The sequence below is a fragment of the Pseudomonas syringae pv. coryli str. NCPPB 4273 genome (genome assembly GCF_000972175.1).
GTDB classification, from domain to species: Bacteria; Pseudomonadota; Gammaproteobacteria; order Pseudomonadales; family Pseudomonadaceae; genus Aquipseudomonas; species Aquipseudomonas syringae.
The window spans coordinates 144,530-159,378 of sequence record NZ_AWQP01000002.1; the positions used below are offsets into that span (position 1 = coordinate 144,530).

A 14,849-nucleotide genomic window follows, 5' to 3' on the forward strand; every position below is an offset into this window, starting at 1 on the left:
CATGAAAAGTCTATTACCCAACAACAGTACGCAGCTTGAGCGTGCCATTGAGGCTGCGATAGTCGATGCCACGCCCGTGCCCCTGCGCACACTTTACAACCCGGACACCTGTCCGGTGGAGTTGCTGCCGCACCTGGCCTCCTCATGGTCCGTCGACCGCTGGGACGAGAAATGGTCGGAGCCGGTCAAGCGTAATGCCGTCAAGGCTTCGTTCTATGTCCACGCGCACAAGGGCACCATCGGCGCGTTGCGTCGGGTGGTCGAGCCTTTGGGCTATCTGATCGACATCGTGGAGTGGTGGCAGCTCAATCCGCTGGGCGAGCCCGGCACGTTCCAGCTGAAAGTAGGCGTGCTGGACACCGGCATCACGGAACAGATGTATGAAGAGCTGACGGCGCTGATCGATGACGCCAAGCCGGTCTCCCGTCATCTGATCGGCCTTGCCATCAGCCTTGAAACCACTGGCAGCACCTACCTGAGCGCCTCTGTGCAAGAGGGCGACATCATCGACGTTTACCCACCGCAATCGCGAGACATCGTCGTCTCGGGTGTGATCGGCCGTGGCGGACGTGAAGAAACTATCGACACCCTGGATGTGTATTCATGATCGATCAAAACTCGCAGTTTTACGCCATCCTGACCAATATCGGCGTCGCCAAACAGGCCAATGCCGATGCCCTCGGCATTGGCTGGAAGATTACCCAGATGGGCGTCGGCGATGCCAACGGCGCAGACCCGCAGCCGGACGCCAAGCAAAAAGCGCTGATCAACGAGTGGCGTCGAGCTCCGCTGAATCAGCTCAAGCAGGACCCGACCAATCCGGCCATCATCATCGCCGAACAGGTTATACCTGCCGAAGTCGGTGGCAAATGGATTCGCGAAATCGGCCTTTACGATGCGGACAATGATCTTGTGGCAGTCGCCAATTGCGCGCCGTCATTCAAGCCGCTGCTGGCTCAAGGCTCCGGCCGGACCCAAGTGGTACGCATGAATCTGATCGTCAGCAACTCGGCCAGCGTCGAGTTGAAAATTGACCCTAGCGTGGTGCTGGCGACTCAAGAGTTCGTGCTTAGCGAGCTGGCGCGGCAAGACTTCAAGCATTCGGTTCTCGTGGCAACCACCGCTAACATTGCGCTCAGCGGCCTGCAGACCATTGACGGGGTGACGGTGCCAGCGGGCCGTCGTGTGCTGGTCACCAAGCAGACGGCTGCGCGTGAGAACGGCATTTATGTAACGGCTGCCAGTACCTGGGCTCGGGCGGCTGATGCTGACACCGACCTACGCGTCACGCCGGGTTTGCTGGTGCAGGTCGAGCAAGGGACTGTCAACGGTGACAGCGGTTGGCAGTTGGTCACGGACGGGCCTATCTCGTTGGGTGTTACGGCCCTGAGTTTTGAGATGGCGTGGGGCCGCACAGGCGTCGAGCCAGGCACGTATCGCAGTGTCACCGTAGACAAGTATGGGCGGGTTCTCGGCGGGACCAGTCCGACCACGGTTGCCGGTTATGGCCTGACTGATGTCTATACAGTCGGGCAGATGGATTCGGCTCTTTTGCGTAAAGCGAACGTCGATTCTCCGACTTTTACCGGAACGCCCAAAGCCCCGACTCCAGCTGCCTCAACGAACAGCGAACAAATTGCAACGACCGCGTTTGTTGTGGCGAAAATCGCGGCGCTGGTGGGTGGTGCGCCGGGGGCGATGGATGCGCTGAACGAGCTGGCAGCGGCTATGGGGAATGATCCCAATTTTGCGGCCAGTACGGCCAATGCTCTCGCGCTCAAGGCTCCCTTGGCGTCACCGGTTTTCACCGGGGACCCAAGGGCTCCAACTGTATCAGCGGGCGACAACGATACGTCGGTTGCGACAACCGGTTTTACCCGTCTGTGTATAGGGCTGTTCGGCCTCGGCACTGACAACGCGACTACGGTCGGAGACGCGAACAGTGTCGCCTTGGCAGGTATGTTTCGGATGAATGCCGACGCGGCCAATATACCTCTGGCGGCGAACGCGACACTGTTGAACATGCGCTACAACGACGGCGGGGCGTTTCAGCTGTTTTCGGCACTGGCGGGTAGCGGTGGGGTCGCTCGCCTATTCTGGCGCACTCAGGCTGCAGGCGGCTGGACGGTCTGGCGCGAGGTGGGTGGGCTCGACAGTCCTGTGTTCACGGGCGATCCCAAAGCCCCGACGGCTGCGCTGGGTGATAACGATCTGTCCCTTGCAAATACAGCCTTTGTTCAGGCAACCCTAGCGGGGGTGGGCCTCGGCACAGTCAACAGTTCGTTGGTTTCGGATCTGAACACGGCCGTATTGGGCGGCCTCTACCGCACCAACCCGGCGACCGCCAATCAACCGGGTGCCACGAGTTGTTCGGTCGAGGTTGTGCCTTGGAACAATGGTGGTTGTTTGCAAACGTTGACGCAGTTGGGGGGAGGCAGTCGCAGGTATTGGCGGACGCAGGCCAGCGGCGTCTGGACCAACTGGCGTGAAGTGGTCTCTGTCGATGATCCCGGTCTTGTCCCTACCACCATCGTAGGCAGTGCCCGCAACGTGATCATGAGCGTGGCCAGTTCGTCGGCTTCTGCTGTCATCACTGCCGATGAGCTTATCGTTGAGGCAGGTGTGGGTGGCATGGGGTATCGCCTGAGTTCTTTCAATAAGACGATCAACCTGACCGCCGTCGGTAGCGGAGGCATGGACACGGGCGCAGTGCCGGCGAATGGTTTCGTCGCGATCTACGCAATCTATAACCCCATCACCGGAGTGTCAGCACTGTTGGCTACTGACGCCACCTCGGTGGCGATGGGAGAGGTGTACACCGGAGCAAATATGCCCGCAGGGTTCACGGCGTCGGCGTTGGTCAGCGTGTGGAGAATCAAAAGCTCTCTGTTTCAGATCGGATTCATGGAGGGAAGAGAGGTGATTTTTACCTATGAAAAGGTGGCAGTGACCACAGCTCAAATCACGGTATTTAAGTCGCTGAGTATCGCATCCGTGATTCCCTTGGCGGCTAAGGCCGTGACGGGTTGGCTGTCCGTCGCGGGCCTCAATACCTCAAACGCCCAGATATCGATTGCCTCGGCTGCGTCTGGAATTGGTTTCCAACAGGTAGCGGGTAACAGCATGTCCGAAACGGTCCAAAACATCTGTACCGGCTCGTTCTCGAACCTCAAGGTAATTACCGCTCAAACCATTTTCTGGCTGGCTGGTGTTCTGTCAGGCACCTTCAAAGAGGGTGCAGTCAATATTTCGGGCTACAGGTTCTAAGGTGATCAATGATCTACGCACAGCTTTCCGATGACGGTGAAACAGTCGTTGCGGTGTTCTCCTGCGCCCAGGATGAAACCGACTACCCGAACCAAGCGCAGCTCCAGGATACCGACGAGCGCTACCTGCAATTCAAACGAAACAGTGAGGCCAGCTGACGCCTGCAAGCGTTAATCGCTCAGATAGACCCTCTACACCGACCAATCCAATAGCCCGCCCAGTGCGGGTTTTCTGTTTTCTGGAGTTTGCTTTATGAGCTTTTTTCACGGCATCACCATGACGACCGTTGACACCGGGGCGCGCACCATCGCGCTGCCGTCGTCTTCGATCATCGGCCTGTGCGACGTTTTCACCCCAAGTACCGCGCCTGAGGGCGCCCAGTTGGCAGCCGTCAACGAGCTGAAACTGATCACCAGTGAGCGTGAAGCTATTGCAGCTTGGGGTGCAGATGCGCCGATCACCAAAGCGTGTCAGGCGATCTTTACGCGCGCCAAGGCCGTGATCGTGGGGTGTGGTGTTGCTGCAGGTTCGACCGCTGCCGAACTGACCTCTGCCGTCATTGGCGGTGTGCTCGCGTCCGGCAAGCGTACAGGCCTGCAAGCGCTGATTGACGGCAAGAGCCTGTTCAACGCACAGCCACGACTGCTGATCGCGCCCAAGCATTCGGCCACGCTCGCCGTGGCCACCGCGATGGATGGTTTGGCTGCCAAGTTGCGCGCCATCGCCATTGTTGACGGGCCAGGTACGACCGATGAAGCGGCGATGGCCTATGCGAAAAACTTCGGCAGTAAGCGCATCTTCATGTGTGATCCGGGCGTTCAGTATTGGGACACCATAGCCAGCAAGACTATCGATGCACCTGCGTCGGCCTGGGTCGCCGGGCTCTTTGCCTGGACTGACACGGAGTACGGTTTCTGGGCGTCACCGTCGAACAAGGAATTTGTCGGCATCACCGGTACTACCCGGTCCATCGAGTACCTGGCCGGTGACGCGACGTGCCGGGCCAACCTGCTCAACAACGCCAATATCGCCACGATCATCCGCGACGACGGCTATCGCCTGTGGGGCAACCGCACGTTGTCCAGTGATGCGAAGTGGGCATTCGTGACGCGGGTCCGCACGCTCGACATCGTCATGGATGCGATACAGGCAGGGCACAAGTGGGCAGTCGACCGCTCGATCACCAAAACCTACGTCAAGGACGTGACCGACGGCCTGGAAGCCTTCATGCGTGACCTGAAAAACCAAGGGGCGATCATCAATTTTGAGGTCTACGCGGACACCGAGTTGAACACTGCCAGCCAGCTGGAGCAGGGCAAGGTGTACTGGAACATCCGTTTCACCGATGTGCCGCCTGCCGAAAACCCGAATTTCCGCGTTGAAGTCACCAATCAGTGGCTGACCGAAGTCCTCGAAGCCGCTTAAGGAGCGCTCTACATGATTCCGCAAACCCTCTCCAACACGAGCCTGTTCGTCGACGGTATCAATTTCAGCGGCGACGTGCCGGGGCTGACGCTTCCCAAGATGACGCTCAAAACCGAGGAGTACCGCGGCGGCGGCATGGCCGGTCCTATCGAAATCGACATGGGCCTGGAAAAAATGGAAGCCAGTTTCACGACCAACGGCGTTCGCCGCGAGTCGCTGAAATTTTTCGGCCTGTCTGATCAGACCGCGTTCAACGGCACGTTCCGTGGCTCGTTCAAGGGCCTGAAAGGCGTTATCACGCCCGTGGTGGCGACCTTGCGGGGCATGCTGAAAGAAGTCGATCCAGGCGAGTGGAAGCCCGCCACCGTGGCGGAGATCAAGCACAGCCTTGCCGTCTCCTACTACAAGCTGGAAGTCGACGGCCGTGTTGTTTACGAGATCGACATGGTGAACATGGTGCGCGTGATCGACGGCGTGGACCAACTCGCAGCAGAACGCACAGCCCTCGGCCTTTAAGGAATAAACATGACTCAAGTAACTGGTAATACCGAAACCACCCCTCTGCCGTCGTGGATCGTTCTGACGGATTCAGGCGCAACCATCACGCTGAAATACCCGGTGGAAATCAACACCGTAAAAGTCGACAAGGTGCATATGCGTGCGCCCAGCGTGAAGGATAACCGGGCTGCCGCCGCCGCCGCCAACGGCAACCCCGAGGCCCACGAACTCAACTTGTTTTGCAGCCTGATCGAGGCTGGCCGGGACGATCTGGACCGGATGAAACAGCGCGATTATCGCCGCCTGCAGGAAGGTTATTTTCGCCTGGTCGAAGAGGATGAATTGTAATCCGCAGACCCTGAGACAGGCGGCGCGCAAGTTGGCAGCGGAGACGGGCTTTTCCGCTGCTGAGATTGAGGCAATGCCTTTCAATCGAATGTTGTGGTGGATCATGGATTGATCCCCCTTTGAACGCCTCGGGTGGTCTATGAGTGATAGTTTGAAGCTGGGCCTTGTCATCGGTGGCGCGGTCAGTGCAACCGTAGGCAAGGCCTTCAAGGACGTTGAGAGCCGTATCAAGGCGCTGGACGACAAAGGCGCCAAGGCTCGCGTCCTGCAGAGCACGATTGGCGAAACGATCAAGTTGCGCGAGGAGTGGCGCAAAGCCCATGCAACGGGCCAGGCCGGCGCGACCGCGCTACTGTCACGTTTGAATTCAAACCTCGACAGCCTCAAAGCGCAGGGTGTCGAGGTCGGACGGCTGAGCAAAGCCTACAAGGAAATGGGGCGCACGGCCCGTTCTGCCGAGTTGCAGGCCAAGGGCCGACGGCAGATGAGCGAGGGACGGGAGACGGTCAAAAGCTCGGTCGGGCAAGCCGTAGTAGCGGCCGGGGCCTTGGCGATCCCGACCAAAGTCAGCGCGGACTTCGGGGCGATTGTTCGTGACATTGCGATCAAGGCAGGCATAGCCAACAAACCGCAAGAAGCGGAGATGTCACGAACCATCATCACGACCGCGCGTGATACCGGCATGGAGCGCAATCAGGTCGCTGACGTAGTCAACCAGCTGGTCGGTGCCGGTATGGAACTGAGCAAGGCGCTGGAGTACGCGCCGGTTGCCGCCAAATTCGTGGTCGGTCAGGGTTCCGAAGGGACCGACACAGCGAAGATGATCAACGCCCTTGGGCAAAACGCCAAGATCACCGACGCCAAGGAAATGCAGCAGGCTCTTGAGGCCATCGCCTATCAAGGGCAGGCGGGCAGCTTCGAAGCCTCCGACATGGCAAAGTGGTTTCCCGAACTGCTGGCCAACATGGGCAGTATCGGTATCACCGGCATGGACGCGGTGACGCAGCTCGGTGCAATGCTGCAGGTCCAGATGAAGACGGCGGGCAGCTCTGACGAGGCGGCCAACAACCTGAAAAACTGGATGGGCAAAATCGGTGCTTCGGATACGGTGGATGCCTACAAAAAGGCTGGTATCGATTACGAAGGCTCGATGCAAACCGGCCTGCAGAAGGGTATGTCCACGCTGGAGTCCAGCATGGCGTTGGCCCAGCAGTACATCCAGAAGACGGACCCGAAAAAGGCCGAAGCAATGGCGGCCGCCACGGCTAAAATCAGCAAGGAAACAGATCCGGCCAAGGCCAAGGCGATGATGGAATCGCTGTCGCAGGCTTTGAAAACCGGCGACATTTTTGCGGATATGCAGGTCAAGGCGGCGCTTACTGCGTATCTGCAGAACAAGCAGCTGTACAACGATCTGAAATCGCAGTCCCGCAACGCGTCGGGCATTCTCGACAAGAACCTGGCCGAGCGCCGAGAAGGCTCGTCACAGAAGTGGGCCGAGCTGTCACAGGCGGCCAACGATGCCATGCGCAGCGTGGGCGATGCGATCCGTCCAGCAACCGATGCTGTGGCGCAAGGTTTGACGACCGTGGCCCAAGGCATCACGACCGTCAGCGACAAGATGCCGAACCTGGCTATGGGACTGACGGGCACCATCGGGGCTCTGCTGGTTGCCAAGTCAGCCTTCGGTGCATTCAAAATCGGCAAGGGCCTGATGAATCTTGCCAGAGGGTCGGTCGGCGGCGGAGCCGGGAAGGTCCAGCAGGTTTTTGTGACCAACGCAAAAGCTGCAGGTGTTGGCAGTACCGCAGCGGCCGCGCCTGGTGCTGCAGCCTCTGGGCGCAAAGCGCGTGTCGCTGCGCTGCTGGGCGTTGGCCTGACAGTGGCATCCAAAGCCGGTGCGAAGCTGGTCGACAAGGACAAGCCGGATGACGTCAAAGGTGATGATGCCAAGGACGAGGAAGCCAAAGACGCTGATGCAGGCGGTGAGGCCAAAAGGCCTAAAGGGTTGCTCGGGGTTGGGTTCACGGCGTTGGAGGCTTACCGCGAAACGCTGGAGGCTGGTGCCGATTCAGATGGCGGCTCCAATGCTTCTGGCGAAGGGGGCGGCCTGCAGCGCGTCTTCGTGGTGAACGCCTCGGAGATAGGGGCGGGATCGGGTTTGCCGGGCCAGCGCGATACGCCACGTCGAGGACGGCGATCAGCCCGTGCACGTCGTCGTGCAGGCGCTGCGTCTCGTCCGCCCGTCGTTTCACCGCGTCCAACTGGTGAACCGCGTACCCGGCCTGTTCCGCCGCGTCCGGTCGGTGAGCAGCGCATCCGCCCGGTACCACCAAGCCCGCCCGGTGAGCAGCGCATCCGCCCGGTACCGCCAAGCCTGGCCGGTGAATCGCGTATTCGCCCAGTACCGCCAAACCCGACCGGTGAGCCGCGCATCCGGCCGGTGCCACCGAGTCCGGCCGACGCCCCTCGGATTCGTCCGGTCCCACGTCTGCCCATCCCTGTGCCGCCGCTTCCTGCGGCTGCTGAGCGAAGCATTATGCCTTTGCTGGGCAAGATGGCAGGCAAGGCCAAGGTTTTGCCTGGCGAAGCGGTGATCAGCGCTGGCCTGAAAGCGGTCGAGCTGTATCAGTCAGATGACCCTATCGAGAAGAAACTGGAAGGGGCTACCGAGGTTGCGGGCTCCGCGCTGGGCGGCTGGGGTGGTGCTGCGGCCGGTGCGGCGATTGGCACGATGATTTTGCCGGTCGTGGGCACGGCGATAGGTGCGGCCATTGGCGGTGCCCTGGGTTCTTGGGGCGGCAGTGAGGTCGGCGGCTTATTGGGCAAAGAGCTATTCGGCAGTCCGGAGAAAGAGAACAAGCCGGTGTCGTTGCTGGCTGCGCCTCCGGTTTTGGTCGCGCTGCCCGGCCCAGTAGTGCCCACGCTGGGTGCGACGGCCAAGGCTTTCGATAACGACCGGGTGCCGCTTATGGCTCGGGGGCCAGCTCCAGCGTTGGCTCCTTCCGGGCCGCTGATGGGGGATGTAGGTCGGGCCATGACAGAAAAGCCTGCAGCGAGTCCTGCCGCGCCGATTGTCATCAAGCCCGAGGCACCCAAGATGCCGACACCCAAGTACGAACAGCAGGTTTCGATAAATGCGCCAATAACACTGACCGTTCAAGGTGATGTGAAAGATCCGCAGCAACTGATGCGAGATCTGGAGCCGATGATTCAGCGAGCTATGCGCGACTCGGCGCAGCAGTCGCAACGGTCGAATCTGTTTGATGCTCCGCACGTCGAGTAGGGGGATATATGGCTTACATGGAACAACTGCAGTCGGGTATGAAGTACCTGGTGGCGGCAGGCGAGTCTGGTCGTCGCGATCTGGACGGCATGCTCTCGCCGGTCAATGGTGCGATCAGCGAAATCAGCGGTGCGACCGCCGAGCTTGAGGGCCTGCCCATCGTGGGGCCCGCCATCGGGGTCAAGCTTCAACGCGTGATGCGGGGTGTCAACGCGGCCCAGGCGAAGGTCGGGTCTGTCGTGTCGACGTACAGTCGTGCATCAAGGGCGGTAACGCAGATTGACGAGCGCCTGGACGTGCTCAAAGAGCAGGCGGCAAAAGCCGGGACGGCCATCAACAAGGTGGCTGGCAATATCAGTCCCGCGCTGGCCAACGTGGTGCCCAGTTCGTCATTTGCCGCGCAGAAAACCCCGGCTGTCGAAGCGGTCAAACCGTTTGAGCATCTGCTGATCTTGCAGCCGCTGAGCGCGAAAGCCGAGCCGTACTACTTCAATCTGGACACCGCTGCGTTCGACGAACTGAGCCGTTCCAGTGAGTTCCGCTGGGCGTCGCAAGAGCGTCTCACGCGTCGGCCGGCACAGCAGAACATCGGTATGGGTGATGAGTCTCTGACGCTCAAGGGGGCGGTGTTCCCCAACGTCAAAGGCGGGATCAAACAGCTCGATACTTTGCGTGGCATTGCAGGCCTGGGCGTGCCTCTGGCCCTGACCACAGGGTATGGGGCAGTGCTAGGTAACTGGTGCTTGAAGAAAGTTCAGGAAGACCAGAGCGCTCTGATGCAAGGGGGTATCCCTCGCAAGCAGGCGTTCACGTTGGAGTTCACACGCTATGGCGACGATATGCAGAACGTCTGACGGGGATATCCTCGATACCCTGTGTTTCAACCATTACGGCCATTTAAACGGCTCTGTGGAGGCCGTGCTTGATGCCAATCAGGGCCTGGCTGATGAGGCTCAACCCTTTCGGGTGGGGCTGATCATCACTCTGCCGGACCTTCCCGCATCCTCCGACGAAACCGTGATGCTCTGGGGCTGACCTCGGTGTTACGCGTAACGAACCTTTCCTTTTGCCCAGCCCCGTCTAGTGCGGGGCTTTCTTTTGGTATCTGCGCATGAAACCCACTTTCCGGATCGTTGCCGACGGCACCGACATTACGGCGCTCATCAACGACCGATTGATCCAGCTGCGTACCACTGACAAGCCCGACATGGACTCAGACGAATTCGAGCTGCGCATTGATGATCGCGACGGTGCAGTGGCATTGCCATCGAGGGGGGCAGATGTTGAGGTTTATCTGGGCTATGACGGCCAGAAGCTGACCAAGATCGGCCTGTACACCATTGATGAGATCGAGGTGTCTGGTCCTCCCGACACAATGGTCATCAAAGGCAAGGCCAGCAGCATGCGTGGAAGTGGTAAGACCACGCGCAGCGGTAGCTGGGAGGATGTGCCGTTGTCCAAGATTGTCAGCGACATTGCCGCACGCAATGGCTGGGCGTCAGCCTGCAACGTAGCGACAAAGGTCCCACGGGCTGACCAGCTCAACGAGTCGGATTACCACTTCATCACACGGCTGGCAAAAAAGTACGACTGCACTGCCAAGGTCGCCGACGGCAAATTGCTCGTCATGCCCAGGCAAAACGGAGTCAGCGCGTCCGGGAAAGCGTTTGGCGTTCTGGCCATCACGCGCCAAGACGTCAGCCGATGGCAGTTCAGACTGGGTGATCGTTCGACACACAAAGCCGTGTCGACTAAGCATCAGGACAAGAAGACCGGGAAGCTCCAGATCGTGACCCTTAACAACGACACGGCCCCGGACGGTCTCCCGCCTGTTCATACCGACCGGCATATCTACCCCAACAAAACCGCAGCGGAGCAGGCCGCGAAAGCGCGTCTTGCTGCTTTCAACCGTAGCACTGCAGGCATTCGTCTTGAAATGGTCGGGCGTACTGATCTTTTCGCGGAGCGCATGATCAGCGTGCAGGGGTTCAAGGAGGGGCTTGATGGCGAGTACCTGACCGATTCGGTCGAACAGGTATTTACCCAAGCTGGCTGGTCCACCACGGCCGAGTGCAATGGTGGCAACAAGGGCAAGGCAAAAGCCAAAGGCAAAAAGAAAGAGAAAAAACCAGTCAAGGTCGTGCAGCTCTGACCATCACCTCCATCACAAATCACCTCTATTCAGGAGATGTCTGAATGTCGATTACTGTGCAGCAGTTGCTGCAGATTCTCCCCAACGCCAGCTCCCGAGCTGGCGTTTTTGTTCCCGTCTTAAACGTTGCGATGAGCAAATACGCCATCGTTACGAAGCTGCGTATCGCTGCCTTCCTGGCGCAGGTGGGCCATGAGTCTGGCCAGCTTCGCTACGTGCGGGAATTGGGCAGTGATGCCTACCTCGAAAAATACGATACCGGGCGGCTCGCCGAACGCCTGGGCAACACGCCAGAGGACGACGGCGACGGTCAGTTATACCGGGGCAGGGGGCTTATTCAAATTACCGGGCGGGCGAACTACGCGGCCTGCGGTGAGGCATTGGGCCTGGATCTGCTACAGCAACCTGAACTCCTCGAGCGTCCGGAGCATGCCGCCATGTCGGCTGCTTGGTTCTGGCACCGTGCTGGGCTTAATACCTTCGCAGATAGAAGCGACTTCCTGACAATTACCAAACGGATCAACGGTGGCACAAATGGCCTTGCCGACCGTCAGGCGCTTTACGAGCGGGCCCTGAAGGTACTGGTCTGATTGAGCTGAAGAGATAACGCAGCAGATTGAAAAAGAGCGACCAGTCGAGATGCGTCAACATCGCGGCTGGTCACTGTCCCCGCAGATTACCCCTGCAAGTCCAGCCAAGGCTCTCGCTTCGTGCACAAAGCGGAGCGAGCCTAGCACCTGTCTATATATACAGTAAAGGTCTTGCTTTCTATGTCCACACCCATCATCCCTTGGATGGGCGGCAAACGCCGCCTGGCCGACCGTCTTATCCCGCTTTTCCCACCCCACGAATGCTACGTCGAAGTGTTCGCTGGGGGTGCGGCACTCTACTTCATGCGTCCCCAGGCTGCCCCCGTTGAGGTCTTGAACGACATCAACGGTGATCTGGTGACGCTGTATCGCGTCGTCCAAAACCACCTTGAAGAATTCGTCCGCCAGTTCAAGTGGGCACTCAGCTCGCGCCAGGTGTTTGAGTGGCAGAAGATGACCCGCCCCGAAACCCTCACCGACATCCAGCGCGCTGCCCGTTTCTTCTACCTGCAGCACCACGCCTTCGCAGGCAAGGTGAGTGGGCAGACGTTTGGTACCGCCACAACCGGTCCTGCCATCAACCTGCTGCGGATTGAGGAAAATCTTTCTGCGGCCTGGCAGCGTTTGTCGGGCACCTATGTTGAGAATCTGCCTTGGCTGGAGTGCGCTGGGCGCTATGACCGGCCCCACACATTCCACTACATGGATCCGCCGTACTGGCAGACGGCTGGGTATGGTGTGGATTTTCCGTTTGAGAACTACGAGCGCATGGCGGAGTTCATGCGGCGGTGTCAGGGGAAGGTAATGGTCAGCCTCAATGACCACCCTGACATACGGCGCGTATTTGAAGGCTTCCATTTTGAAACGGTCGACATTCGCTACAGCACAGCAAACCAGAGAAAGGGGAAGGCTGATGTCAGCGGTGAACTAGTTATCATGAATTGGGAACCCGCCGAATTAGGAGGGTTGTTTTAGACAACAGGTCCAAAGGGAGTAGCACCAGCATCATCGTGCTATTCCTCCCCAGACCAATACCAAAGCGTATCGCCCCATGTCGAATCACTGATGCTCGGCATGATTTCGCCTTGCTGGAAGTGGCGCCTCGAATTTGCTTGTGCTGGAGTAAACCAGTAGCCGGTTTTGGTGCACGGATCGCCTGCGACAATGCGGTTGATTTGGGAGCCAGCTTCACCATTGTAATTTCTAGCGTATTCGACCAGGTCTTTTGGGTAGACCATGTGGTCTATTTTGGTGTCGTCGATGCCGTATAAAAAAGCGACGGCTCCCGCCTCGAAAGCCCAATAACCAACATAGCTACCATCCTCTCCTTGAAGGTGGGAGTCATGCCACGGAGCTTGTTTAAAAGCTGAATACCATTGTTGGCAATATTTTTTTATTAGGTCTGAGGCCTTGTCTTTGTTCTGCATATGAACTGCCTGTATCAGGAGTGTATATACATCGTGATACCACTGGTCTATATCGTGCCTATCAGGTAAGACTTTCTTTAGTAGGTCCTCATAAAGTGTGTCGTCACCAGCATAGCCCGCTTCATCAATTAGCTTAACAAAGCGTGGTAGCAGATCAGTACGGTGCAATAATACACACAGGCTAATGACCTGAACGGCTTCTTCGTACTGGTCTGGCCAATCATCTATTGCCAGTGGCGAGATTTTAGGGGCGTTCTCATATATGGCCAACGTTTTTTGACGGGTTATATATTGATCAATCAGGATTTCAAGCAACGGAATGAGAGACTCCATCTTCTCTCCAGCCGTATAGCTAATAATCAATTTCTCCAGAGCTAAAGTCTGGAAAAAAGCTGAGCGAAGAGATGCTTCTTCTTCAGCAGAGTCAGATTGAAATTTATTGTCTTTGAAAAACTCTATCGACTCGTCATATTCTATGAGGAAATTTTCATACTGTGTCTGGCTAAAAAATTTCTGTCGCTTAACCATTTGATTTAAGCCTCAACTTTCAACGTGTTTAAGTTGCCATATTTTTTTGCTAGGGCTTTCTTGCGTTTATTAACAAAGCCTTTAACCTCAGATTCCTTGTAATGGAATGAGCTGTGCGCGTTATGCTCGGTTTCATTTGAGTTGTTCAATCTGGCCGCAGCGTGCTGTTTAGGGCTTAAGCTCTGATGATAGAGGGGCGAGTAGAAAAGATGACGACTAAAGGAGACCACTATCTGTCTACGAAGAGCGCGTACAGAGACTGCCTGAAGAATGTTTTTAAGTATCCACTCAGTGCTCATCTGGACCAAAATCTGTTTATCTTTGATAGGGGTGGCCTTTGAAGTCGTTGTGGCTTTCGGTTTTGCTCTACCTGCTCTGAAAGATTGTGGCTGTTTGCCGCGCCGACCATCTTGCTCGCTTTCTATAGGCTCAAGCAGTTCGCTTGGGTCACTCAAGCCTGATACTCCTAGTTTGGAGCTGATTCCAGGTTTCCGGGTATTGTTAGGCTTGCGCATAAACTTCGGCGCATCTTCATTACGACTCGCTTTAGCTTCGACAATAGCGAATTTCTTACCGTCATTGGTGGCCGGATCAGCTCGCCAAACTGCATCAATCCCCGTCCCATTCGCTCCATCAGTCAGCTTGTAAAGCACATGTTTTGCCTTGGGGCTCCCACCCGCCGATAGCTTCCCCATCTTGTTAGCGCTTGGCACGCCCTCAAGCCACTTCCCATCCGAGCCTTTGTCATGCCCATCCCAGTCCTTGCCCCAGCCAAATTCGACTGCGCAGATATAGTCGGCAATGTGCTCGCCACTGACGCCCAGTCCTTCGTTCAGAATACTTGAAGGCGCTTGTAGGCCAACTCTGGAGGCTTCGACCTGATTGGAATGGGTGCTGCTTGCGTTTTCCTTACCCTGCGCCGCAACGGTCGTGTCTTTGCTGGCGGGCTTCTCCACTCTTTTCGGGTGACTGGACCCGGATGATGCTGCCGAACTGTTTCGCTGCATTCCCTTCCATTTCACCAGTCGCTTCTCAACGATGCCGACTATTGCTGGCATATTGTCGCGGGAGGCGGCGAGGACGGTGATCACGGAGGTTTTGGCCCAATTGGGCAGGTTCTGGAAGGTCGAGGAGCCTTTGACGCCGGTGATGATTTGGTCCACGTCAGCCGTCAGTTTTCCAGCGTTGAATACCTGCTTGAGCAGTTCTTCAGGGCTGGTCTTGATTCCGCATTCCTGCAGCACGAAGCGCAGCAGGTCAAAGAGCACCGGGGCGTAGCGTTCGGGGTCTTTGTTGACGATGCGCATGCTTTTCTTCAGGCCGTCGCC

General features: G+C 57.7%; 14 protein-coding genes. 12 read left to right on the forward strand and 2 right to left on the reverse strand.

What is annotated here, in order from left to right; translation table 11 throughout:
• Position 1 precedes the first annotated feature (1 nt).
• The 12 genes from P406_RS01155 (at position 2) to P406_RS01210 (ending at position 12,541) form a co-directional block, all read left to right on the forward strand.
• Positions 2-607, forward strand: coding sequence for a phage tail protein I (locus P406_RS01155; protein WP_046235080.1), 606 nt, complete (start codon positions 2-4; stop codon positions 605-607).
• Positions 604-3,267 (forward strand): phage tail-collar fiber domain-containing protein, encoded by a 2,664-nt coding sequence (locus P406_RS30040; protein ID WP_370737579.1) that lies wholly within the window; start codon positions 604-606, stop codon positions 3,265-3,267. The genes P406_RS01155 and P406_RS30040 overlap by 4 nt, the downstream gene beginning before the upstream one ends.
• A gap of 8 nt (positions 3,268-3,275) precedes the next feature.
• The gene (locus tag P406_RS28525) at positions 3,276-3,425 is read left to right on the forward strand and encodes a hypothetical protein (protein WP_156174816.1); all 150 of its coding nucleotides are present in this window, start codon (positions 3,276-3,278) and stop codon (positions 3,423-3,425) included.
• 94 nt (positions 3,426-3,519) lie between these two features.
• A complete protein-coding gene (locus P406_RS01170; protein WP_046235081.1) occupies positions 3,520-4,692 on the forward strand; it encodes a phage tail sheath subtilisin-like domain-containing protein in 1,173 nt (390 codons plus the stop codon).
• A gap of 12 nt (positions 4,693-4,704) precedes the next feature.
• A complete protein-coding gene (locus P406_RS01175; RefSeq protein WP_046235082.1) occupies positions 4,705-5,208 on the forward strand; it encodes a phage major tail tube protein in 504 nt (167 codons plus the stop codon).
• A gap of 9 nt (positions 5,209-5,217) precedes the next feature.
• Positions 5,218-5,538, forward strand: coding sequence for a phage tail assembly protein (locus P406_RS01180; protein WP_046235083.1), 321 nt, complete (start codon positions 5,218-5,220; stop codon positions 5,536-5,538).
• Positions 5,539-5,677: 139 nt separating this feature from the next.
• On the forward strand, positions 5,678-8,824 hold the full coding sequence (locus P406_RS01185) for a phage tail tape measure protein (RefSeq protein WP_046235084.1): 3,147 nt from the start codon (positions 5,678-5,680) through the stop codon (positions 8,822-8,824).
• 8 nt (positions 8,825-8,832) lie between these two features.
• Positions 8,833-9,678: a phage tail protein gene (locus P406_RS01190; protein WP_046235085.1), complete on the forward strand. Its 846-nt coding sequence runs from the start codon at positions 8,833-8,835 to the stop codon at positions 9,676-9,678.
• On the forward strand, positions 9,653-9,859 hold the full coding sequence (locus P406_RS01195) for a tail protein X (protein ID WP_003342371.1): 207 nt from the start codon (positions 9,653-9,655) through the stop codon (positions 9,857-9,859). Before P406_RS01190 ends, P406_RS01195 begins: the two co-directional genes overlap by 26 nt.
• A gap of 76 nt (positions 9,860-9,935) precedes the next feature.
• The gene (locus tag P406_RS01200; protein ID WP_004663001.1) at positions 9,936-10,976 is read left to right on the forward strand and encodes a phage late control D family protein; all 1,041 of its coding nucleotides are present in this window, start codon (positions 9,936-9,938) and stop codon (positions 10,974-10,976) included.
• 44 nt (positions 10,977-11,020) lie between these two features.
• The gene (locus P406_RS01205) at positions 11,021-11,566 is read left to right on the forward strand and encodes a glycoside hydrolase family 19 protein (RefSeq protein WP_046235086.1); all 546 of its coding nucleotides are present in this window, start codon (positions 11,021-11,023) and stop codon (positions 11,564-11,566) included.
• Between the two features lie 180 nt (positions 11,567-11,746).
• Entirely contained in the window at positions 11,747-12,541 is a 795-nt protein-coding gene (locus tag P406_RS01210) for a DNA adenine methylase (RefSeq protein ID WP_046235087.1), read from the forward strand.
• Between the two features lie 38 nt (positions 12,542-12,579).
• Here P406_RS01210 and P406_RS01215 read toward each other — a convergent pair whose 3' ends face one another.
• Both P406_RS01215 and P406_RS01220 read right to left on the reverse strand, forming a co-directional pair.
• Positions 12,580-13,521, reverse strand: a complete 942-nt coding sequence (locus tag P406_RS01215) for a PoNe immunity protein domain-containing protein (RefSeq protein ID WP_046235088.1) — start codon at positions 13,519-13,521, stop codon at positions 12,580-12,582.
• A gap of 5 nt (positions 13,522-13,526) precedes the next feature.
• A partial coding sequence (locus P406_RS01220; protein WP_052739309.1) for a hypothetical protein occupies positions 13,527-14,849 on the reverse strand: 1,323 nt, incomplete at its 5' end.

What these genes read in the sequence shown, in the direction of transcription:
- P406_RS30040 (WP_370737579.1), top strand. Translation starts at nt 604, where the DNA reads ATGATCGATCAAAACTCGCAGTTTTACGCCATCCTGACCAATATCGGC.
- P406_RS01180 (WP_046235083.1), top strand. Translation starts at nt 5,218, where the DNA reads ATGACTCAAGTAACTGGTAATACCGAAACCACCCCTCTGCCGTCGTGG.
- P406_RS01155 (WP_046235080.1), top strand. Translation starts at nt 2, where the DNA reads ATGAAAAGTCTATTACCCAACAACAGTACGCAGCTTGAGCGTGCCATT.
- P406_RS01190 (WP_046235085.1), top strand. Translation starts at nt 8,833, where the DNA reads ATGGCTTACATGGAACAACTGCAGTCGGGTATGAAGTACCTGGTGGCG.
- P406_RS01205 (WP_046235086.1), top strand. Translation starts at nt 11,021, where the DNA reads ATGTCGATTACTGTGCAGCAGTTGCTGCAGATTCTCCCCAACGCCAGC.
- P406_RS01200 (WP_004663001.1), top strand. Translation starts at nt 9,936, where the DNA reads ATGAAACCCACTTTCCGGATCGTTGCCGACGGCACCGACATTACGGCG.
- P406_RS01175 (WP_046235082.1), top strand. Translation starts at nt 4,705, where the DNA reads ATGATTCCGCAAACCCTCTCCAACACGAGCCTGTTCGTCGACGGTATC.
- P406_RS01215 (WP_046235088.1), bottom strand. Translation starts at nt 13,521, where the DNA reads ATGGTTAAGCGACAGAAATTTTTTAGCCAGACACAGTATGAAAATTTC.
- P406_RS28525 (WP_156174816.1), top strand. Translation starts at nt 3,276, where the DNA reads ATGATCTACGCACAGCTTTCCGATGACGGTGAAACAGTCGTTGCGGTG.
- P406_RS01195 (WP_003342371.1), top strand. Translation starts at nt 9,653, where the DNA reads ATGGCGACGATATGCAGAACGTCTGACGGGGATATCCTCGATACCCTG.
- P406_RS01185 (WP_046235084.1), top strand. Translation starts at nt 5,678, where the DNA reads ATGAGTGATAGTTTGAAGCTGGGCCTTGTCATCGGTGGCGCGGTCAGT.
- P406_RS01210 (WP_046235087.1), top strand. Translation starts at nt 11,747, where the DNA reads ATGTCCACACCCATCATCCCTTGGATGGGCGGCAAACGCCGCCTGGCC.
- P406_RS01170 (WP_046235081.1), top strand. Translation starts at nt 3,520, where the DNA reads ATGAGCTTTTTTCACGGCATCACCATGACGACCGTTGACACCGGGGCG.